This window comes from Streptomyces pactum, assembly GCF_002005225.1.
GTDB lineage: Bacteria > Actinomycetota > Actinomycetes > Streptomycetales > Streptomycetaceae > Streptomyces > Streptomyces pactum_A.
On the sequence record NZ_CP019724.1, the window covers coordinates 3140949 to 3160580 of the forward strand.

A 19632-nucleotide genomic window follows, 5' to 3' on the forward strand; every position below is an offset into this window, starting at 1 on the left:
GTTGTCCATCGCGCCACCAAAAGGGGTGAACGGTCGTAACTTTCCCGTGCGGAGCGCGTTCTGTCGCGCTAAGAGATCAGATGGTCACCATTGGCGACGCGTCGGCCATGGGTCACCGTCGACGGCCCTGCCTTGGAGTCAACTATTGGGATAGGCCCAGGGGTTGGGGCGGCAGTCGATTCCGTCGTGGTCGATGAACTTGGTCTGCTGCTGCATGACCGGGGCGAGCTCGCCGTCCTTGTCGCAGGTGACGTGATTGAAGCCGATGCGGTGGCCGATCTCGTGGTTGATCAGCATCTGCCGGTACCCGTGGATGTCGTCGCCATACGGTTCCGCACCCTGCGCCCAGCGGTAGGCGTTGATCATCACGCGCTCGGTGGCGGCCGAGTCGCAGGACACGTTGTCCTCGGTCGTGTCGAGACCCGACTTGGCGCACCAGTCGGCGGTGGTTCCGGGGCTGGCCAGCGTGATGACGAACCTGGGCTGCCCGGAGTGGATACGCTCGAAGGTGCGGGCGCCGTTGTGGGCCCAGCTCCGGTCGTCGTTGAGCGTCTTGTGCACGGCCTGGGCGAAGAGTTCCCCGTCGAGGCCGAGCCCCTGTTCCACGTCCACGCGGTAGGTGTACTTCTCCCCCGTCCCGGGCCCCTTCTCGATGCCGGGGATCGCGTCGAACTTCCCCGAACCGTCGAGCGTGGCGCTGAGCGGGTACGTCTTCTCCATCTTCTGCTCGTACGTCAGCGGTGTCACACTCTCCGACGGAGTCGGCAGCCCGTCCGCCCGCGACGCGGAGTCGTGGACGTCGCGGGCCTGGTCGGTGGCGGACTGAGAGCGCACGTCGTCGCCGTCCGCGCCATCGGCGACCTGTCCGGCCACGACGACCGCCAGCACGGTGGTGACGGCGGCCGCGGCGACGCCGGTGAAGGTCCTGCCCTTACCGCCCTTGACCGGCGCGGGCTCGCCCGTGGGCGGCGCGTCGTCGGCGCCCGCGACGCCGCCGTCCCCGCTCTCGGCGTTCCAGTCGGTGCCGGAGGCGTACGGATCGGCGGGCTGCACGGGGACCGGGGCAGGGCGCGGGGGCCGGGGTGCGAAGACGTCGTCGTCCGCGCCGAAGGCGTCCAGGTACTCCTGGCGCGGGCCCCCCTGAGCAGCCTGCCGCTGCCTCGGGAAGGGCCGGCCGAGCCGGCCGGGCTGCGCGGGCTGACCGGGCTGACCGGGCTGACCGGGCTGACCGGGCTGCGCGGACCGGCCAGGCGGCCCGGGGTCCCCGGGACGCGAGGGGTACGAAGGGTGCGCGGGGTACGACGCGGCACCGGCGTGCGGTCCCGCCGGCATGCCGGGTCCGGCAGCGGTCCGCGCGCTCAACTCGCCCCATCCACCGCCTGGTTCATGCTGCTCGGGATGGCCGCCACGGGCCCGCGGCACACCGTGCGCCGGCGTACCGTCGGGAAACCTGGGGACACCACGCGCGGGCGTACCGTCCGCCACCCGCGGAAAACCGTGCGTCGGCGTGCCGTCCGGGAGTCGTACACCCGGCCCCGCGTATCCCTGGGGGGAAGCGGCGCCCCGGACCTCGCCCGGGCCCCCGGCCCGTCCCGGTGCCGGTGCCCCGCGGGGTACCGAGTCGGGTGTTCCGCTCGTCGGTGGCTCTTGCTCCCCCGCCGGAGGCCCGGGCGCCCGGCGGCGGCCCAGCGGGCCGGACCGGCCCTCCCGCGCTGCCGCGGTGTCCTCGGCGTCGGCCTTGGGGGCGGGTCCGCGGCGGCTGTGGCGTCCCACTTCGCGCCTCAGCCTCCTGTGGTCTGGTTGGCGGGCTCGTCGTCGACGGCTGCGTCGATCCTGTCACCGACCGCCGACTCCCCGGTGTCCGCGAGGAGTTCACGGAACGCCGTGGCCACGGTCTCCGGATATTCCATCATCGCCACGTGTCCCGCGTCCGGCAGGGTCAGCAGCCGGGAGTCACGGAAGGCGCGGGCAGCCCGCTGGGCCATGCGGTATCCGACGAGTTGGTCCCGTCCACCGTAGACCAGCAGCGTCGGTGCGAGAACCCGTTGGGCCTGTCGCCACAGTCCTTGCTGGCCGCCCACCGTGTACGCGTTGACGATCCCGCGCGCGGAACGCGCCATCGCGTCCCAGAAGTACGGCAGCCGAAGTCGCCGCTCCATCTCCTCCACGGCGTTGCGGAAGCCCTCCGGCGACACTCGCTCCGGGTCGCCGTAGCAGAGCGCCGTCACGCCGCGCACCCGCTGCTCCGCGGTCCACTCTCGGGTGAGCCGGTTGAACAACGACACCACCCCCGGCAACGCCAGCAGCCCCGTCGGCACGGCGCCGCGCTGCACACGGATCTCCGGCAGCGCGGGCGAGACGAGGGTCAGCGTCCGCACCAGGTCGGGCCGGACCGCGGCGACGCGGGTGACGATGGAGCCACCGAGTGAGTTGCCGAAGAGGTGCACGGGGCCACGTCCGGCCGCTTCGAGGTAGCGGACGACCGCGCGCGCGTGGCCCGTGATCGAGTAGTCGCCGTCGTCCGGTGGCGGGGAGTCGCCGAAGCCCGGCAGATCGAGGGCCTCGCCGTCGACGACGCCGTCCAGCAGCGGCATCAGCGCCGACCAGTTCTGCGAGGAACCGCCGAGGCCGTGGACGTAGAGCGCGGGCGGCAGTCCCTCGCGGGCCGGTGGTCTGGAGCGCACCGTCAGGGTGACACCGGGCAGGTGGACCGACCTGAGCCGCTCGCCGGCCGCGACCCTGACGGCTGCGACCTTCGGCAGCACGTTGGCGGGCGGCACGGTCGGCGGCTCGATCGAAGGCATGCGGCAATGTTACGAGACGATCACGCAGTGGTTCATGTGTTCGCCATCACAAGGCGGGTGCGGCGGCGCGGCGGCCGGGTACTGATGCCGACAGCGCACGGGCCCGGCACGGAGAGCGCACGGGGGCCTGGCGCGGACGACGCACGGGGCCCGGCACGGGCGATGCATGGCGCCCGGATCGGGTGTCTCCTAGGCTCGTGGAGTGGGCACCCGCGTGTGACCCCTGCACCCAGGGACGTTCGTAGGAAGGGAGCCCAGCATGACCGTCGACCCGACCGACCCCGACACCTTCGACGACGAGACGCGGGAAGCGGAGGAATTCGACGTCGAGGCACCCGACGCCGACGCCGCCGAACAGCAGGCGGACATCGTGCCGGAGCGCGACGATCCGCTGACCGGCGTCGATCCGGACCGCGCCAACGAGGCCGACCTCGCCGAACAGGCCCGGGTCGTCTCCCACGACGAGGACGACTACCGCTGACGGCCGCCGCCGGGACGCGACCGCGGGCGACCGGAGACGACGGCGCGAAGACGGCAGCGCCGGAGTCGACGGAGAGACTCCCGAGCAGGAGGGAGGCCGATTCCTGCCCGGCCTGAACCCTTTTGAAACCTGTTGTGCGGCTTTCGCCACCGTCCGGTCCGTGAAATTCTGCGCTCGCAGCGCACACACGACGGTTACCGAAAAGTACGATGACGAGGCGGCGCACACCGCACGAGGACGACTATGGGAGGCGGCGTGACAGCCATCGAGCAGACAGAGGCGGTACGCCCGCGGGGCACACGCCTTCCCCGCCGAGCCCGACGCAACCAGCTCCTGGGCGCCGCACAGGAAGTGTTCGTGGCCCAGGGCTACCACGCGGCCGCGATGGACGACATCGCCGAACGCGCCGGCGTCAGCAAGCCGGTGCTCTACCAGCACTTCCCCGGCAAGCTCGACCTCTACCTCGCCTTGCTGGACCAGCACTGCGAGGCCCTGATCCAGTCCGTACGGAGCGCTCTCGCCTCGACGACCGACAACAAGCAGCGCGTCCGGGCGACGATGGACGCCTACTTCGCGTACGTCGAGGACGACGGCGGCGCCTTCCGCCTGGTCTTCGAGTCGGACCTGACCAACGAGCCCGCCGTGCGCGAGCGCGTCGACAAGGTCACGAACGAGTGCGCCGAGGCGATCTGCGACGTCATCGCCGAGGACACTGGCCTGTCTCGCGCCGAGTCGATGCTGCTGGCCTCGGGCCTGGGCGGCCTCGCCCAGGTGGTGGCCCGCTCCTGGCTGCACAGCGACCGCAGCGTGCCGCGCGACCAGGCGGTCCAGTTGCTGACCTCACTGGCCTGGCGGGGTATCGCCGGGTTCCCGCTGCACGGCACCGAGCAGCACTGACCGTCACGGCGTGGCGGGTGGCGGCGGGCGTACGACGGACCTGTTCCCGTCGGCTGTTCGCTCCTGGCGTTCTCCGACGCAGCGTGTACGTCCCCTCACCGGGCTAATGTGTGCTGGGTACGGCGCGGAAGATCGCGCACATCACTGACCGTCGGAGGGACATAGCCGTGGAGGTCAAGATCGGCGTGCAGCACGCGCCCCGCGAGATCGTTCTGGAGAGCGGTCAGAATGCCGAGGAGGTCGAGCGCGTGGTGGCCGAGGCACTGGCCGGCAAGTCGGCGCTCCTGAGCCTCGTGGACGAACACGGCCGCAAGGTCCTGGTGCCGGCCGACCGTCTGGCCTACGTCGAGATCGGCGAGCCGGCCCCGCGCAAGGTGGGCTTCGGCGCGCTCTAGTCGGCAAACGCGGAACGACGCAAGCGGAACGACGCAAGCGGAACGGGGAAGGGGCCCGGCGGTGACTCACCGCCGGGCCCCTTCCCCGTTCCACCGCCGCGCCTCAGTGTTTCGTCGCCGCCGCCCGCCGTCCCGTTCACGGACGGAGCACAGTTCACCCACAGGAGGAGGGTTGTATTCCGCAGGTCAGGGGTAAGACGACTGTGACCGTTTTGGGCAGGCCGGCCGTGTGGGAGGGACCTCGACATGCTCTTGGAAGCGCTCAGCGCCGCGATCCTCGGCCTTGCCCTGGCATGGGCCGCCGCCCACCGTCTGCCCCACCGCCTGCCGGACCGCGTCCTGGTCCTGCCGACGGGGATCGCCGGGGCTCTCTTCGGGGCGTTCGTGACGCACACCGCGCTCGGCGCCGGCGGCCTCCCGCTGACCCTCCTGGGCTCGGCGGCCCTCTCCGCGGCCTCGCTGTCGCTGCTGCTGCGCCCCGCGGGAAGACTCCGCCGCCGATCGGCGACCGCCTGACCGGCCGCCGCCGTACCGGGGCACGCCCATACTGACAGCGGTCAGGCGGCCAGACCCAGCGCCGCCATCCGCTTGGTGTGCGCCTCGGTGATCCGGGAGAACATCCTGCCGACCTCGGCGAGGTCGAACCCGTCCGCGACACCGCCCACGAGCATCGTCGACAGCGCGTCCCGGTCGGCCACCACCCGCTGGGACTGCGAGAGAGCCTCCCCCATCAGCCGCCGCGCCCACAGCGCGAGCCGCCCGCCCACGCGCGGGTCCGCCTCGATCGCCGCGCGCACCTTCTCCACGGCGAAGCCGGCGTGCCCGGTGTCGTCGAGCACCGCGAGCACCAGCTCACGCGTGTCGGAGTCGAGGCGGGCCGCGACCTCGCGGTAGAAGTCGCTGGCGATGGAGTCGCCGACGTAGGCCTTGACGAGCCCCTCCAGCCAGTCGGACGGGTCCGTCTGCTTGTGGAAGCCGTCGTACGCGGCCACGAAGGGCTCCATGGCCTCCGTCGGCTCCTCACCGATCTCGGCGAGCCGGTCCCGCAGCCGCTCGAAGTGGTGGAACTCCGCCGACGCCATCTTCGCCAGCTCCGCCTTGTCCGCGAGCGTCGGCGCCAGCTTGGCGTCTTCCGCGAGCCGCTCGAACGCCGCCAGTTCGCCGTACGCGAGCGCGCCGAGCAGGTCCACGACCGCGGCACGGTACTGCGGTTCGGCGGCTGCCGTCGCCCAGTCCTGGGCGGCGACACCGGTGGCTCCGGTGGCTCCGGTGGTTTCGGCGGGGGCGTCTGCGGCGTTGCCAGGCTTGTCAGAGCTCGTCATGCAGCGCATAATAGCCCGCCCGCCGCCTGCCGGAAGGCCCCCGGTCGTCCCTGGTGGGGCCTGGTCAATCAGTGTGACGACGACTACGTGACCGAATCGGCCATCGCGTGTGCGCTAATCCGGGGTATGGTGGTAATGCGCCTGCCGAGTATGTGACGTACGGGTACGTGACATCGTCGTCGGGCCGCACGCATGAGGATGCCCGGTCGGTGGCCCGATCGGCTCCGACCCGACAGCCCTCCCTGCCGTAGCCACACTGCGTACGGAATCCGGAGGGGGACCCTCAGTGGTACGAGCGCTGGAGCGTCGACAGAGGTCCCGTGTCCTACGGCTCACCCGTAAGGCGGCCGACGTCCCCGACACGGTCCGGCACGACCCGCGCGCTCGCCTCGCACCACGTACACAGAAGAGGCAGCACCCTGACTACGACGTTCCGATCCCTCGGGATCCTCCCCGAGACCGCCGAAGCCCTTGAAGCCGTCGGCATCATCACTCCCTTCCCCATCCAGGAGATGACGCTCCCCGTGGCCCTGTCGGGCACGGACGTCATCGGCCAGGCCAAGACCGGCACCGGCAAGACGCTGGGCTTCGGCCTTCCGCTCCTCGAGCGCGTGACCGTCCCCGCCGACGTCGAGGCGGGCCGCGCAGCACCCGAGGCCCTCACCGACGCCCCGCAGGCCCTCGTCGTCGTCCCGACGCGCGAGCTGTGCCAGCAGGTCACCAACGACCTCCTGACCGCCGGCAAGGTCCGCAACGTGCGCGTCACCGCGATCTACGGCGGCCGGGCCTACGAGCCGCAGGTGGAGGCCCTGAAGAAGGGCGTCGACGTGATCGTCGGCACCCCGGGCCGCCTGCTGGACCTGGCGGGCCAGAAGAAGCTCAGCCTGAAGCACGTCAAGTGCCTGGTCCTCGACGAGGCCGACGAGATGCTCGACCTGGGCTTCCTGCCCGACGTCGAGAAGATCATCAACATGCTTCCGGTCAAGCGCCAGACCATGCTGTTCTCGGCGACCATGCCGGGCGCGGTCATCGGACTGGCCCGCCGCTACATGTCGCAGCCCACACACATCTCCGCCACCTCGCCGGACGACGCGGGCGCGACGGTCGCGAACACGACGCAGTTCATCTACCGCGCGCACAACATGGACAAGCCCGAGCTGGTGGCGCGCATACTGCAGGCCGACGGCCGGGGACTGGTCATGGTCTTCTGCCGCACCAAGCGCACGGCGGCCGACCTGGCCGACCAGCTCAAGCAGCGCGGCTTCGCCTCCGGCGCGGTCCACGGCGACCTCGGCCAGGGCGCCCGCGAGCAGGCCCTGCGCGCCTTCCGCAACGGCAAGGTGGACGTGCTCGTCTGCACCGACGTCGCCGCCCGCGGCATCGACGTCGAGGGCGTGACGCACGTCGTCAACTATCAGTCGCCGGAAGAGGAGAAGACGTACCTGCACCGCATCGGCCGCACCGGCCGCGCGGGCGCGAAGGGTACGGCGATCACGCTGGTCGACTGGGACGACATCCCGCGCTGGCAACTGATCAACAAGGCGCTGGACCTGGGCTTCAGCGACCCGCCGGAGACGTACTCCACCTCCCCGCACCTGTACAGCGACCTCGGCATCCCCGAAGGCACCAAGGGCGTCCTCCCGCGTTCGGAGCGCACGCGCGCCGGGCTCGACGCGGAGGAGCTGGAGGACCTGGGCGAGCCGGGCGGCCGCGGTGGCCGCGCGCGCGGCGACCGGGGTGGCCGAGGCGGTCGGGACGGTCGGGACGGTCGGGACGGGTCACGTTCCGCCGACCGCGAGCGGTCGTCCCGTACGACGCCGCGTCGCCGTCGCCGGATGCGCGGCGGGGCACCGGTGGACGCGGACGCCTCCGCGACGACCACCGCACCCGAGGCCGTGACCGGCGGTGCGGCCGGCGCCGTCGACGCGGACACGGACGCCGCCACCGGCCCCCGTACGCTGCGCCGCCGGCGTCGTACGCGCGGTGGAGAGCCGCGCCAGCAGGTGACGACCGCGCCGACCGACACTCCTGCGGCGCAGGCCGCGGAAGGCACCGCGCTCGCGACCCCCGAGGTCGCGGAGGCCGTGGAGGTTGTGGAGGCCCCGGCGAAGTCGCGCCGCCGTCGCACCCGCAAGTCGGCCGAGACGTCGGCGGCTCCGCTGGAGACCACCCCGGTGGTCGAGCCGGCGGCCACCGAAACGGCGGTCATCGAGCCGGCCGTCGTCGAGGCCCCGGTGGCCGAAGTTCCCGTGGAGAAGCCGCGCCGCCGCACCCGCAAGGCCACGGCCGCCGAGACGGCGGTCGACACGGCCGAGGGAGCGACCGAGCCCGCGTCCGAGCCGACGGAGACGAAGCCCCGCCGCACCCGCAAGTCGGCCGCCACTGCGTCGACCGCGACGGACACGGCGGACACCGCGGACACCGCGGACACCGCGGAGGCGAAGCCCCGCCGCACCCGCAAGGTCACGGCCGCCCAGCCGGCGGAGGCCCCCGCAGAGGTCACCGAGGCCGCGCAGGCCCCGGAGACCGCCGAGGCCAAGCCCCGGCGCACCCGGAAGACGGCCGCCGCCAAGGCCGAGGCCGCCGTCGACACCGCCGAGGCGACCGAGACCAAGCCGCGCCGCCGCACCCGCAAGACCACCGAACCGGTCGAGGCCACCGGATCCACCGGATCCACCGAGGCCGCCGCCGACATCCCGGCCCAGACGGCACAGGAGCCGGAAGCCGCCGAGGCCAAACCCCGGCGCACCCGGAAGACAGCCGCCGCCAAGGCGGAAGCCGCCGTCGACACCGCCGAGGCGACCGAAAGCAAGCCGCGCCGCCGCACCCGCAAGACCGCGGAGACCAGCGACACGGCCGTTCAGGAACCGGAGACCGCCGAGGCCAAGCCCCGGCGCACCCGGAAGACGGCCGCCGCCAAGGCCGAGGCCGCCGTCGACACCGCCGAGGCGACCGAGACCAAGCCGCGCCGCCGCACCCGCAAGACCACCGAACCGGTCGAGGCCACCGGATCCACCGAGGCCGCCGCCGAAATTCCGGCCCAGGCCTCGCAGGAGCCGGCGGCGACGCCGCGGCGCCGTACCCGCAAGGCGGCTGCCGCCGAGGCGCCCACCGAGGCCACCGACACGGCCGAGGCGAAGCCGAAGGCTCGCCGCACCCGCAAGGCGGCCACGGCCGCCACGCACACCGCGGAGTCCAGCGAAAGCTGACCAACGCCGCTCACCCGACCGCCGGCCCGGTCCCGCCACCCACGCGGGGCCGGGCCGACGGCGTTGGCGTCGGCGTTCCCACGCGGGAACCGACCGTCGGCGCTCCGACGCAGCGCCAGGCCGACGTCCCCCACCACGAGAAGCCAGGCCGACAGTCACCCCCGCGAAGCCAGGCCGACCCCCCCCCCACGCGAGGCCAAGCCGACGGCGTCCCCACCCACGACCGCCGCCCATGCACCACCATTCCGCGCCCCGGCGCCTCCCGCCGCCGTGTAGCGACACCGACCGACCGTCACCTACCGCCTGCCACCGACCGCCCACCCCCATCGGCCGGCCCGGCACCTCGCCGAGCCCGGTCCTCCGGTAGACCGGCATCCCAGCGGCCCCGCCGCCCCTTCCCCCGCTCCCGCCTCCGGATAACCTCAGCCCGTGAGCCAGAACGCCGCCTTCACCCCGCCCTCCGACGCTCGCGCGTACCGGCTGCGTACCGCGCGTGGCGAGTTCGCCGTGGTCGATTCGCCCGTGACCGACGGGGTCGACGGGAAGGGGACGGTGCTGATGCTGCCCGGGTTCACGGGGAGCAAGGAGGACTTCACGCTGTTGCACAAGCCGCTCGGGGCGCGCGGGTACCGTACGGTCGCCGTGGACGGGCGGGGCCAGTACGAGTCCGACGGGCCCGAGCACGACGAAGCCGGCTACGCGCAGGCCGAGCTGGCCCGGGACGTGCTCGCGCAGGTCGCCGCCCTCGGGACGCGGGTGCATCTCGTCGGGCACTCGCTCGGCGGTCAGATCGCCCGGGCCGCCGTACTGCTCGACCACTCCCCCTTCGTCTCCCTCACGCTGATCTCCTCGGGCCCGGCTCGGATCTCCGACTCCCAGCAGCAGCGGGTGAAGCTCCTTCGGGACGCGCTCGGCACCATGACGATGGCCGAGGTCTGGAAGGTGATCCAGGCCATGGGCCCGCCCGAGGAGGTCGGCGCCCCGGCACCCGCGCACGGCCCGGACGACCCGGAACGGCTGCGCGACCGCTGGCTGGGCACCAGGCCCGCCCAGCTCCTCGCCACGGGACGGCAACTGTGCACGGAACCGGACCGCGTAGCCGAGCTCGCCGCCCTGCCGCTGCCCTGCCACGTGCTGTCCGGCGCCTACGACGACACCTGGCCCGTACCGCTCCTGGACGAGATGGCCGTACGGCTGGACGCGCGCCGGACCGTCATCGCCGGCGCCGAGCACTCCCCCAACACCGACCAGCCGCTGCCGACCGCCCGCGCCCTCGCCGACTTCTGGGACGGCGTCCCCGCCCGACCGCCGTCGGACCGCTAGTACCGAGCCCGGTACTGGGCTCGGTACTGCCGGGCGCCGTACAGGCTCAGTACCGGGCTCAGTACTGAGCCTGCAAGTGTTCCCAGAAGCCGTCCCGCAGCGCCCTGCGCAGGTCGGCCTGGCCGCGCAGCGAGTACTGGAGCAGTCCCTCGGCCTCCACCAGGAGGTCCTGGTCCACCGAGCCGGGGAGGTAGGGGTGGCCGGGGAGCAGTTCCACCAGTGACTCGCGGCCACGTGCCGCCAGCCACTTCGCCGCGATCTGCGCGCCCACGAAACGGACGTCCTCGCGGGCCGGCCTGGCCACGCCCGTCGCTTCGAAGGCGTGGGCCGTGCGCCGGGAGACGTAGGGCTTGAAGAACTCCAGGTCGAAGGTGCGCTGACTGTCGACCTCCCAGAGCAGCGGGTCGGCCTGGTTGCGGCCCTCGGGCGCCTCGACGCCCCACAGGTGGACGCGGGCGCCGTATCCCTGGGCCGCCTCGACCGCCGAGACCAGGTCCTCGTCGCCGCCCAGCAGGGCCGCGTCGCTGATGGCGCGGTGCCGGGCGAGGGACTCCAGGTCGGAGCGGATGAGTGAGTCGACGCCCTTCTGCTGGTTGTTGGCGTTGAGGTTGCCCAGGCGGACCTTCACGTCGGGCAGCTCGGCGATGGTCTGCTGCTCTGCGGTGTGGATGCGGCGCCGGGCGCCGTCGTACCAGTAGACCCGCAGCAGGCGGCTGTCCGCGAAGATGGTGCGCGCCTTGTCGATGAGCGCCTCGATCAGCCCTTCGGCGTCCAGGTCGAAGGCCCGGCGGTCCTCGGTCCCGGCCACCAGGCGTCCCGCCGCCGCGTAGAGGTACCCGGCGTCGACGAAGATCGCGTGGGTCGAGGGCGTCTTGGCCACCTCGGCGAGCATGCGCTGCAGCAGCTCGTTGGTGCGATCGATGCGGGCGTTCAGGGACGCGAGGTCGTCGTTCATCGCCTCCATTGTCCCGGCGGTCACGCTGCGAACACAACCGGTCCCGGTCAGTCTTGTACCGGACACCTATCGCACAGGGAGACAAGCGACTTACCTGTCAGTAATTAGCCACTCGAAAAATTTCCTTAGCGTAGGGAATGTTTGCCTCAGGCAGTCCGTTGACTCCTACGGAAGCCCGGGCACCGACGACCCAGGAGCCACACCAGTAGTTCTCCTCAGGAGGATGACCAGATCAAGGGAGAGGCCCATGCGCTTTGAAGTCATGCGACTCGACGACGTCGACGGAACCCCCGTGGACACGACCGTCGTGGACGCCGCCTCCGTGAATCGCATCGTTCAGCAGGCCGCGGCCATCGGGCAGCGACTGTGGATCCGCCCCGCCGGCACCCCGGCCTTGTAGCGCGGTCCCTGCACACACGTCCAGGGCCCCCGCACGGAGTTTCCGTGCGGGGGCCCTGCGCATGCCCGGCCCCGTCCCCGACCGGGCCCCCGTGCCCGCCCGGGCCGCCGCGCGCTCAGGCGCCCTGGATCACCTGCGTGACGCCGTTGATGATCTGCTGCACGGCGATCGCGGAGAGCATCATGCCGGCGAGGCGGGTCACCAGGACCACGCCGCCGTCCTTGATGACGCGGATGATCAGCAGCGAGTACCGCATCACCAGCCACAGCACCACGTGGATCGCGAGGATCGCCGCCCACACCGACACCTGCGTGGTCGTGCTGTCGGCCTTCTGCACGGCCAGGATGACCGACACGATCGCCCCGGGCCCGGCGAGCAGCGGCATGCCCAGCGGTACGAGGGCGACGTTGACGTCCTTGGTCTGCTTCGGCTCGTCGGTCTTGCCGGTGAGCAGGTCGAGCGCGATCAGCAGGAGCAGCAGTCCGCCAGCGATCATCAGGGCGGGCACGGACACGTGCAGGTAGTCAAGGATCTGGTGCCCCAGGAGACCGAACACCGTGATCACGCCACCGGCGACACAGACGGCCTGGAAGGCCATCCGCTTCTGCACCTTGGCGGGCCGGCCGGAGGTGAGCGCGAGGAAGATCGGGGTGATCCCGGGGGGATCCATGATGACGAAAAGGGTCAGGAAGAGGGAGCCGAAGACGGCGACGTCGAACATGGGTGAGCTACTGGCCTTGCGGGAGGAGGAAGGGTGGGCGTGCGGGAGGGGGCTCGGAGCCCGCTCAGACCCCGCCGGCCCCGGGAACGGGGAACGCCCCGAAAGCACGCCGTGTGATCTCCCCGTACACCTCGGGGTCCGTCGTGTACTCGCCGAGCAGACAGGTCTTCCGGCTGCCGTGGTAGTCGCTGGAGCCGGTCACCAGGAGCCCCAGCTCCTTCGCCGTCCCGCGCAGCCGTGCCCGTGTGTCCGCGTCGTGGTCCATGTGGTCGACCTCGATGCCGTCGAGCCCGGCGGCGGCTAGTTCGGCGATCGTGGACTCCGGCACCGTACGGCCCCGCTTGGCGGCGGCCGGGTGCGCGAACACGGCGACCCCGCCGGCGCCCTTGATCAGGCGGAGCGCCTCGAAGGGGTCGGTCTCGTGCTTCTCCACGAAGGCCCGGCCGCCGTCGGCCAGCCAGTCCTCGGTGAAGGCGTCGTTCACGGTCGGCACGACGCCGAGTTCCACGAGCGCGGAGGCCACGTGCGGGCGCCCGACGGATCCGTCACCGGCGATCCGGGCGACCTGTTCCCAGGTGACGGGGACGTCCAGCGCGTTGAGCTTGGCGACCATGCCGCGGGCGCGCGGCACCCGGTCGTCCCGGACCAGCTCGCGCTCGGCGAGCAGGGCGGGCTCCTCGGGGTCGAAGAGGTAGGCAAGCATGTGCATGCTGACCCCGTCGACGCGGCAGGAGAGCTCGGCGCCGGTGACCAGCGTGAGCCCCTCGGGCAGCGCTGCGACGGCCTCGGCGTGGCCGCGGGTGGTGTCGTGGTCGGTCAGCGCGACGACGTCCAGCCCGGCCGCGGCTGCCTTGCGCACCAACTGGGCCGGGGTGTCCGTGCCGTCGGACGCGGTGGAGTGGGTGTGCAGATCGATGCGCACGACGCTGACTCCAAGCGGTGACGGGACGGAAAGGGACGCTCAACAGGATAACCGGAAATCCACCCTCCACCGTCACACCCGCAGCCACCCTGCACCCCCTACAGCCCTGCGCCCCGAACCCTTCCCCCTCGGCACTCACACCCACACCCCTGCCGTCGCTCCCGGCACACCGGCCGGCACCACGGCTGGATCACCGCGGCCGGCACCACGACCGGACCACCCACGGCCGGCACCACCACCGGACCACCCACGGCCGACACCACCACCGGACCACCCACGGCCGACACCACCACCGGACCACCCACGGCCGACACCACCACCGGACCACCCACGACCGGACCACCCGCAGGCGGTACTACGGCTGGATCAACCGCGGGGACAGCGCCCCGCACGGCACCAGGTCCACCTCGGCACCCGCGTCCCTCAGGTCGGTCAGTACGAGTTCCTCGTACATGAGCAGCCCCGATCGCTCGGGCCACACGACGGCCCACAGCCACATCCCGAGGGCTTCCCCGGCGAAGACGGCGCGGTCGACGGGGGCACCGGAGACATGCCAGAGGGGGGTCGGGCGGCCGACGGCCAGGACCTTCGCCTGGGGCGGCTTCTCGACGTTCATGTAGGGGCCCGGGTCCGGGGCGTCGATGCCCGCGTACCGCGCGCCCAGGCCGACGCCGAGCTCCTCGGCGACCAGGATCAGTTCGCCGGCGCCGCCGAGGGGGCCGGGGCCGGAGCAGGCCACGGCGGTCGCCCGGCCTCCGCTGCGGTCGTCGCCCGCGCACGCCACGCCGGTGAACAGCCAGCCGACCGGCAGCGGCCACGGCATCCACACCGGCACCTGGGTGCGGTGCACCACGACGCCGAGCGCTTCGACGCTGGGCGGAAGCACGGGCTGCAACGGGTGCACGGTGCCGTGCAGGTCACACTGCCAGGAATCGGCGAAGAGGCCGGGAGCCCTGACCCGGCCACCACACTTCGGGCAACTGGGTTCGCCCCTCATAGAGCCCCACGGTCCTACCCTCGCTCCCCCACGTCAAGGACGATCACCCATCCGGGCGGAACGACTGACCGACGGAACTACATGTAGGTTGCATTAATTAGCGACGCTAACTTACTATATGTAGACGCCAACCATCCGAGCGATGCGAGCGATTCCCCCTCCCGTCGGCATTGGAGCAAGCATGGACCCCTTCGACGCAGGTGCGAGCGGCATCCTGCGGCAGCCCAAGGCCGTGTGGGCGACCGCCGGCGCGTCCGTCGTGGCCTTCATGGGCATCGGGCTCGTCGACCCGATCCTGCCGTCCATCGCCAAGGGCCTGGACGCGAGCGCCGGCCAGGTCTCCCTTCTGTTCACCTCCTACTTCCTCATCACCGCCCTCGCGATGCTGGTCACGGGCTTCGCCTCCAGCCGCATCGGCGGGCGCAAGACCCTGCTGCTCGGCCTGGCCCTCGTCGTGGTCTTCGCGGGCCTGTCGGGCACCTCCGACACGGTCGGCCAGCTCGTCGGCTACCGGGCCGGCTGGGGTCTGGGCAACGCGCTGTTCGTCTCGACGGCCCTCGCGGTCATCGTCGGCGCGGCGGCCGGAGGCAGCGCCGCGGCGATCCTGCTGTACGAGTCCGCCCTCGGTCTCGGCATGGCCTGCGGCCCCCTGGTGGGCGCGCTGCTCGGCGACGCCAACTGGCGCTACCCCTTCTTCGGCACCGCGTTCCTGATGGCGATCGGCTTCCTGTGCATCACCGTGTTCCTCAAGGAACAGCCGAAGCCGGCCCGCAAGACGTCGCTGCTCGACCCGCTCAAGGCGCTGGGCCACGGCGGCCTCGCCTCCGCCGCCGTGTCGGCGTTCTTCTACAACTACACGTTCTTCACCGTGCTGGCCTTCACGCCGTTCGTGCTGAACATGACCCCGTACAAGTCCGGCGCCGTGTTCTTCGCGTGGGGCGTGCTGCTCGCCCTCTTCTCGGTCCTCGTGGCGCCGCGCATGCAGCAGCGCTTCGGTTCGCTCAAGGTGCTCGGCGGCTTTCTGGTGCTGCTCGCGGCCGACGTACTGGTGCTCGGTTACGGCGACCACACCACGGCGATCGTCTGCACGATCCTGTCCGGCGCCTTCATCGGCGTGAACAACACCGTCTACACCGAACTGGCCCTCGGGGTGTCGGACGCGCCGCGTCCGGTGGCGAGCGCGGGCTACAACTTCGTGCGCTGGTTCGCGGCGGCGGCCGCTCCCTACTTCGCGCCGAAGATCGAGGAGTGGACCGACATCCACCTCCCCTTCGCCGTGGCGGCGGTCACCGCCCTGCTGGGCGCGGCCGTGGTCCTCGTACGGCGCCGCGCGCTGACGCACGAGGCGGAGGAGCTGGAACCGCGGCACGCGACGCAGGACGGGGTGGCGGTCTTCGCCGACCGGCCGCCGAAGACCGCCACCCGGCCCACGGAAACCGCCACCCCTCCCACGGAAACCGCCGCCCGGCCCACGGGGTCCGCCAACTGACACCCGGAGACCGGTGAGTTACGTCACTCGAGAGGGACGGACCTGCGGGACGGATCACGCAGGTCCGTGCCGTGCGTCAGCCAGCGCTCCTGGAGGGCCTGGGAGCCGTGGACGCGCTTCCAGGCCGCCTCGTTCGCGGTCATCGGCAGCAGCGGAAGGAACCGTACGGGGTCCAGCGGGGCGTCCAGCTCCAGATCCTCGACCAGGCCACCCGGCTCGGCGACCAGGACCGACGTGAACGGCGCCCCGGGCCACAGCGCCCCGCCGACGTCCAGGGATGCGCCGGGCGCCACGATGACGCCCTCGACCTGCGGGGAGGCGGCCAGCACGGCGAGCGGGCGGAGCACCTTGTCGGTGTCGGCGAGACCGGCCCGGACGGAGAGGACCAGCTCGGCACGGGGGCCTTTGACCGGGTCGGCGAGCACGGCCGTGGGGTCCGCCATGGGCTGCGACGACATACCGAGAGTGGCGTAGCGCACGATGTCGCCCTCCTGGCCACCGCCGGGAAAGCGCAGCACCTCGATGCGGTCGGTGCCGACGAAGGTGACCGCCGCGCGCGCGTCCGGCTCGCCCAGCGCGCTGCGCAACCGGGCTTCGACCAGAGGAAGAACATCAGCCATGCGGCGAGCATAGAACTCGTAGCGGAGCGGCGAAGCGGCGCCTTGACACGCCGGGTGACTGGTACTCTGGCCCAGCGGTTCGGGGCAGCACGCAGCGCGTCGCGATCAAGCTCCCGACCCTATGAACACTCCCCTACGGGGAACCCCTCTAAACGAGGGAATGGATCGTCCCTCACGAGGGACCGGCCGGAGGAGGTGGGGCTGGCATGGACCGAAGTCGACCGTGCAGTACCACCCGCTCTTCCGGCCGCTGACACAGCCGCTCCGGTTTCTTCCGTCGCCGCTTTCCGCCCGCGCGCCCGCACAGGGAAGAGCACTTCGTCTCGTTTTGCCTGTTCCGGTCCATCGATCCGGATCAGTAGCTGAATCAGCAGCGAAGTCGGCCACCGCGACGGTGCGGTGCTCCCCGCTTTGTGGACGTGCCGAACGCACGTAGTCAGGACGTCCTCATTCCGGGTGGTTCCACCCGTCTTCCGGCCCGTTCGCTGCCCGTCGCGAAGGAGCCTGCCATGTCGATGATCCGTGACCTGCGCGCCGCGGTCCGCCCCTCCCGCGTCTCGCTGCGCAAGGACAGTGGCGCCTACGACACCACCCGGGACCCGGCGACCGCCTCCGCCGTCGTCGACTGCGCCGTCTACCGCGACGGCGCGCGCGTCGAGACGGACGCGCCGCTGACCCCGCACACGGCGATGCGCCAGGTGCGCCGCGACGGCGGGTTCGTGTGGATCGGCCTGCACGAGCCCACCGAGGACGAGTTCGCCGGTATCGCCCGGGAGTTCGGACTGCACCCGCTGGCCGTGGAGGACGCCGTCCAGGCCCACCAGCGGCCCAAGCTCGAGCGCTACGACGACTCCCTGTTCACGGTCTTCAAGACCGTCCACTACGTCGACCACGCCGAGCTCACCGCCAACAGCGAGGTCGTCGAGACCGGCGAGGTCATGTGCTTCACCGGGCGGGACTTCTTCATCACCGTCCGGCACGGCGGGCAGGGCTCGCTGCGCGCGCTGCGGCACCGGCTCCAGGCGGACCCCGAGCTGCTGCTCAAGGGCCCCTCGGCGGTGCTGCACGCCATCGCCGACCACGTCGTCGACGGCTACATCGCGGTCGCCGACGCGGTGCAGGACGACATCGACGAGGTCGAGACGGAGGTGTTCTCGCCGGGCCGCAAGGGCACGCCGCGCGGTACGGACGCCAGCCGGATCTACCAACTCAAGCGCGAGGTACTGGAGTTCAAGCGCGCGGTGGCCCCGCTGCTGCGGCCCATGCTGCTGCTCAGCGAACGGCCGATGCGGTTGATCGACCCGGAGATCCAGAAGTACTTCCGGGACGTCGCCGACCACGTGGCGCGGGTGCAGGAGCAGGTCATCGGCTTCGACGAACTGCTGAACTCCATCCTCCAGGCCAACCTCGCCCAGGCGTCCGTCGCGCAGAACGAGGACATGCGCAAGATCACCTCGTGGGCCGCGATCATCGCCGTGCCGACGATGGTGTGCGGGGTCTACGGCATGAACTTCGACTACATGCCGGAGACGCACTGGAAGTTCGGTTACCCGCTGGTCCTGTCGATCACGGTCGGCATCTGTCTGGGCATCCACCGCACCCTCAAGCGCAACGGCTGGCTCTGACCGGGGCCGGACACGGCTGGATAGGCTGACCGCATGACAAGCGAGCTGCTCGACCAGGCCCTCGTCGAGGAGGCCACGAAGAAGTCCGGCCTCGTCTGGGTCCGGGGGCCGGGAGTGCCCGCCCGCGCCCTGTGGCACGTCTGGCACGAGGGCGCGGCCTGCGTCATCGGTGACGGACCCGGCGAGCAGCCGCTGCCGGGGCTGGCCGACGGGGCCGCGGCCGAGGTGACGGTGCGCAGCAAGGACAAGGGGGGCCGGCTGGTCTCCTGGACGGCCCTGGTCGTGGAGCTGCGGGCCGGCTCCGAGGCCTGGCAGGCGGCGGTCGCCGACCTCAAGGGTAAGCGCCTGAACGCCCCGGACGGCGAGGCGATGACCGACCGCTGGGCCCGCGAGTGCCGGGTGCTGCGCCTGGAGCCGACCGGGGCGACGGCGCCCCTGCCCGACGGTTCGCTGGCCGAGGCTCCGCTGCCGAGCCCGGCGACGACGCGCGAACCGGCCCCGGCGGGGCTGCCGCGCCTGCTGCTGAAGCGCCGGAAGAAGCGCTGGCGCGCCTAGGACGTCGGCAACTGCTTGCCGTAGTCCAGCGTCTCGTCCTTGGCCGGCTCCTTGAGCGCGAAGTCCTTGTTCCAGTCCGAGAAGCTGAGCGTGCCCGCGCTGCCCGCCCGCACCAGGCGCAGCGGATACGGCGTGCCCTCCAGGGAGACGTCCAGCGAACCGCCGGAGCCCTGGTCGCCGGTGATCCGGATGGTGCGCACGCCCGCCTGCTCGTGGCGGCCGTCCGTCTCCAACTTGCCGTGCAGGGTCAGCAGACCACCGAGGAGGACGTCCTTGTCCGTGAAGCCGCTGAACTTCTTGTACACGGGGTCGCTCTGCGGCACCTTCACGTACTTGCCGGCCAGCTTCTCGGCGGCCGCGGCGTCCCCGCCGTCATGACTCCAGAACCCGGCGTCGGCCTTGAGGAAGAGCTGCTCGCCGACGCGCAGCAGCCCGAACGTCGTCCCCTGCGCGGCGACCGACCCGGTCCCTCCGTCGGGCTTCAGCCGCATGTCGAGGGTGTACGTGGACCCGCCGGCGGCCACGGTCCCGTGCAGACGTACCGCCTCGGCGGACTCGGCGACCGTGCGGGCCTTGGCCTGGATCTCGGTGGCGGAGAGTTTCCCGACGCCGTTGGTGCCCGCGTCCGGGTCCTCGCTACTGCATCCCGTCAGCCCCGCTCCGGTCACCGCCAGGGCGCACACCGCGCCCGTCACAGCGGCCCTGCGGATTCGACGCCGGGGAGTCGCAGACACAGGTGGGCTGCCTTTCTGACGAGAGCTGGCAAGGGCCGGCGGGGAGACGGGTCCCAGCGGCGTACCGCAGCGTACCGGGGCCGTGGACGGCGAACGGAGCCAGTCCGTCCGGACCGGCCACCAGGGCGGAGCCGTTCGGGACGGGCTAGCCTGAAGCCCGTCCGAGCGGGCAATTCGGGAATG

At 71.8% G+C, this 19632-nt stretch carries 19 protein-coding genes; 10 read left to right on the top strand and 9 right to left on the bottom strand.

Going from position 1 to position 19632, the window contains the following annotated elements:
* Positions 1-138: 138 nt before the first annotated feature.
* Positions 139-1773, bottom strand: coding sequence for a DUF3152 domain-containing protein (locus B1H29_RS12640; protein WP_055417976.1), 1635 nt, complete (start codon positions 1771-1773; stop codon positions 139-141).
* Between the two features lie 8 nt (positions 1774-1781).
* Complete coding sequence (locus B1H29_RS12645) at positions 1782-2804, bottom strand: alpha/beta fold hydrolase (RefSeq protein WP_055417977.1); 1023 nt, start codon at positions 2802-2804, stop codon at positions 1782-1784.
* 259 nt (positions 2805-3063) lie between these two features.
* Here B1H29_RS12645 and B1H29_RS12650 point away from each other — a divergent pair, with 259 nt between their 5' ends.
* The 4 genes from B1H29_RS12650 (at position 3064) to B1H29_RS12665 (ending at position 5093) form a co-directional block, all read left to right on the top strand.
* Positions 3064-3285 (top strand): hypothetical protein, encoded by a 222-nt coding sequence (locus B1H29_RS12650; RefSeq protein WP_055417978.1) that lies wholly within the window; start codon positions 3064-3066, stop codon positions 3283-3285.
* Between the two features lie 255 nt (positions 3286-3540).
* Positions 3541-4182: a TetR/AcrR family transcriptional regulator gene (locus B1H29_RS12655; RefSeq protein ID WP_055418932.1), complete on the top strand. Its 642-nt coding sequence runs from the start codon at positions 3541-3543 to the stop codon at positions 4180-4182.
* Positions 4183-4349: 167 nt separating this feature from the next.
* Positions 4350-4577, top strand: coding sequence for a DUF3107 domain-containing protein (locus tag B1H29_RS12660; protein WP_055417979.1), 228 nt, complete (start codon positions 4350-4352; stop codon positions 4575-4577).
* Positions 4578-4823: 246 nt separating this feature from the next.
* Positions 4824-5093, top strand: coding sequence for a hypothetical protein (locus B1H29_RS12665; RefSeq protein WP_055417980.1), 270 nt, complete (start codon positions 4824-4826; stop codon positions 5091-5093).
* Between the two features lie 41 nt (positions 5094-5134).
* Here B1H29_RS12665 and B1H29_RS12670 read toward each other — a convergent pair whose 3' ends face one another.
* Positions 5135-5899, bottom strand: coding sequence for a ferritin-like domain-containing protein (locus tag B1H29_RS12670; protein WP_079160748.1), 765 nt, complete (start codon positions 5897-5899; stop codon positions 5135-5137).
* Positions 5900-6411: 512 nt separating this feature from the next.
* On the opposite strand from B1H29_RS12670, the gene B1H29_RS12680 reads away from it, so the two are divergent.
* Complete coding sequence (locus B1H29_RS12680; protein WP_055417983.1) at positions 6412-9108, top strand: DEAD/DEAH box helicase; 2697 nt, start codon at positions 6412-6414, stop codon at positions 9106-9108.
* Between the two features lie 429 nt (positions 9109-9537).
* Positions 9538-10431: an alpha/beta fold hydrolase gene (locus tag B1H29_RS12685; protein ID WP_055417984.1), complete on the top strand. Its 894-nt coding sequence runs from the start codon at positions 9538-9540 to the stop codon at positions 10429-10431.
* A 58-nt stretch (positions 10432-10489) separates the two neighbouring features.
* On the opposite strand, the gene B1H29_RS12690 is transcribed toward B1H29_RS12685, so the two are convergent.
* Entirely contained in the window at positions 10490-11395 is a 906-nt protein-coding gene (locus tag B1H29_RS12690) for an NYN domain-containing protein (protein ID WP_079160190.1), read from the bottom strand.
* A 238-nt stretch (positions 11396-11633) separates the two neighbouring features.
* Between B1H29_RS12690 and B1H29_RS12695 the strand changes: the two genes are divergently transcribed.
* Positions 11634-11786: a hypothetical protein gene (locus B1H29_RS12695; RefSeq protein WP_079160191.1), complete on the top strand. Its 153-nt coding sequence runs from the start codon at positions 11634-11636 to the stop codon at positions 11784-11786.
* Positions 11787-11901: 115 nt separating this feature from the next.
* On the opposite strand, the gene B1H29_RS12700 is transcribed toward B1H29_RS12695, so the two are convergent.
* The 3 genes from B1H29_RS12700 to B1H29_RS12710 all read right to left on the bottom strand — a co-directional run bounded on the left by B1H29_RS12700 (position 11902) and on the right by B1H29_RS12710 (position 14426).
* Entirely contained in the window at positions 11902-12507 is a 606-nt protein-coding gene (locus B1H29_RS12700; RefSeq protein WP_055417986.1) for a MarC family protein, read from the bottom strand.
* A 64-nt stretch (positions 12508-12571) separates the two neighbouring features.
* Positions 12572-13429, bottom strand: coding sequence for a PHP domain-containing protein (locus B1H29_RS12705; protein ID WP_055417987.1), 858 nt, complete (start codon positions 13427-13429; stop codon positions 12572-12574).
* A gap of 355 nt (positions 13430-13784) precedes the next feature.
* The gene (locus B1H29_RS12710) at positions 13785-14426 is read right to left on the bottom strand and encodes a DUF6758 family protein (protein ID WP_055417988.1); all 642 of its coding nucleotides are present in this window, start codon (positions 14424-14426) and stop codon (positions 13785-13787) included.
* 181 nt (positions 14427-14607) lie between these two features.
* Between B1H29_RS12710 and B1H29_RS12715 the strand changes: the two genes are divergently transcribed.
* On the top strand, positions 14608-15915 hold the full coding sequence (locus B1H29_RS12715; protein ID WP_234393004.1) for an MFS transporter: 1308 nt from the start codon (positions 14608-14610) through the stop codon (positions 15913-15915).
* 23 nt (positions 15916-15938) lie between these two features.
* On the opposite strand, the gene B1H29_RS12720 is transcribed toward B1H29_RS12715, so the two are convergent.
* Positions 15939-16535, bottom strand: coding sequence for a suppressor of fused domain protein (locus tag B1H29_RS12720; RefSeq protein WP_055417989.1), 597 nt, complete (start codon positions 16533-16535; stop codon positions 15939-15941).
* A 509-nt stretch (positions 16536-17044) separates the two neighbouring features.
* Here B1H29_RS12720 and B1H29_RS12725 point away from each other — a divergent pair.
* Positions 17045-18160: a magnesium and cobalt transport protein CorA gene (locus B1H29_RS12725; protein WP_055417990.1), complete on the top strand. Its 1116-nt coding sequence runs from the start codon at positions 17045-17047 to the stop codon at positions 18158-18160.
* 33 nt (positions 18161-18193) lie between these two features.
* Entirely contained in the window at positions 18194-18715 is a 522-nt protein-coding gene (locus tag B1H29_RS12730) for a hypothetical protein (RefSeq protein WP_055417991.1), read from the top strand.
* Here B1H29_RS12730 and B1H29_RS12735 read toward each other — a convergent pair.
* Positions 18712-19449 (bottom strand): hypothetical protein, encoded by a 738-nt coding sequence (locus tag B1H29_RS12735; RefSeq protein WP_055417992.1) that lies wholly within the window; start codon positions 19447-19449, stop codon positions 18712-18714. The two genes, B1H29_RS12730 and B1H29_RS12735, sit on opposite strands and share 4 nt — an antisense overlap.
* Between the last annotated feature and the right edge of the window lie 183 nt (positions 19450-19632).

What these genes read in the sequence shown, in the direction of transcription:
- B1H29_RS12645 (WP_055417977.1), bottom strand. Translation starts at nt 2,804, where the DNA reads ATGCCTTCGATCGAGCCGCCGACCGTGCCGCCCGCCAACGTGCTGCCG.
- B1H29_RS12650 (WP_055417978.1), top strand. Translation starts at nt 3,064, where the DNA reads ATGACCGTCGACCCGACCGACCCCGACACCTTCGACGACGAGACGCGG.
- B1H29_RS12665 (WP_055417980.1), top strand. Translation starts at nt 4,824, where the DNA reads ATGCTCTTGGAAGCGCTCAGCGCCGCGATCCTCGGCCTTGCCCTGGCA.
- B1H29_RS12670 (WP_079160748.1), bottom strand. Translation starts at nt 5,899, where the DNA reads ATGACGAGCTCTGACAAGCCTGGCAACGCCGCAGACGCCCCCGCCGAA.
- B1H29_RS12680 (WP_055417983.1), top strand. Translation starts at nt 6,412, where the DNA reads ATGACGCTCCCCGTGGCCCTGTCGGGCACGGACGTCATCGGCCAGGCC.
- B1H29_RS12690 (WP_079160190.1), bottom strand. Translation starts at nt 11,395, where the DNA reads ATGGAGGCGATGAACGACGACCTCGCGTCCCTGAACGCCCGCATCGAT.
- B1H29_RS12695 (WP_079160191.1), top strand. Translation starts at nt 11,634, where the DNA reads ATGCGCTTTGAAGTCATGCGACTCGACGACGTCGACGGAACCCCCGTG.
- B1H29_RS12700 (WP_055417986.1), bottom strand. Translation starts at nt 12,507, where the DNA reads ATGTTCGACGTCGCCGTCTTCGGCTCCCTCTTCCTGACCCTTTTCGTC.
- B1H29_RS12710 (WP_055417988.1), bottom strand. Translation starts at nt 14,426, where the DNA reads ATGAGGGGCGAACCCAGTTGCCCGAAGTGTGGTGGCCGGGTCAGGGCT.
- B1H29_RS12715 (WP_234393004.1), top strand. Translation starts at nt 14,608, where the DNA reads ATGGACCCCTTCGACGCAGGTGCGAGCGGCATCCTGCGGCAGCCCAAG.
- B1H29_RS12720 (WP_055417989.1), bottom strand. Translation starts at nt 16,535, where the DNA reads ATGGCTGATGTTCTTCCTCTGGTCGAAGCCCGGTTGCGCAGCGCGCTG.
- B1H29_RS12725 (WP_055417990.1), top strand. Translation starts at nt 17,045, where the DNA reads ATGTCGATGATCCGTGACCTGCGCGCCGCGGTCCGCCCCTCCCGCGTC.
- B1H29_RS12730 (WP_055417991.1), top strand. Translation starts at nt 18,194, where the DNA reads ATGACAAGCGAGCTGCTCGACCAGGCCCTCGTCGAGGAGGCCACGAAG.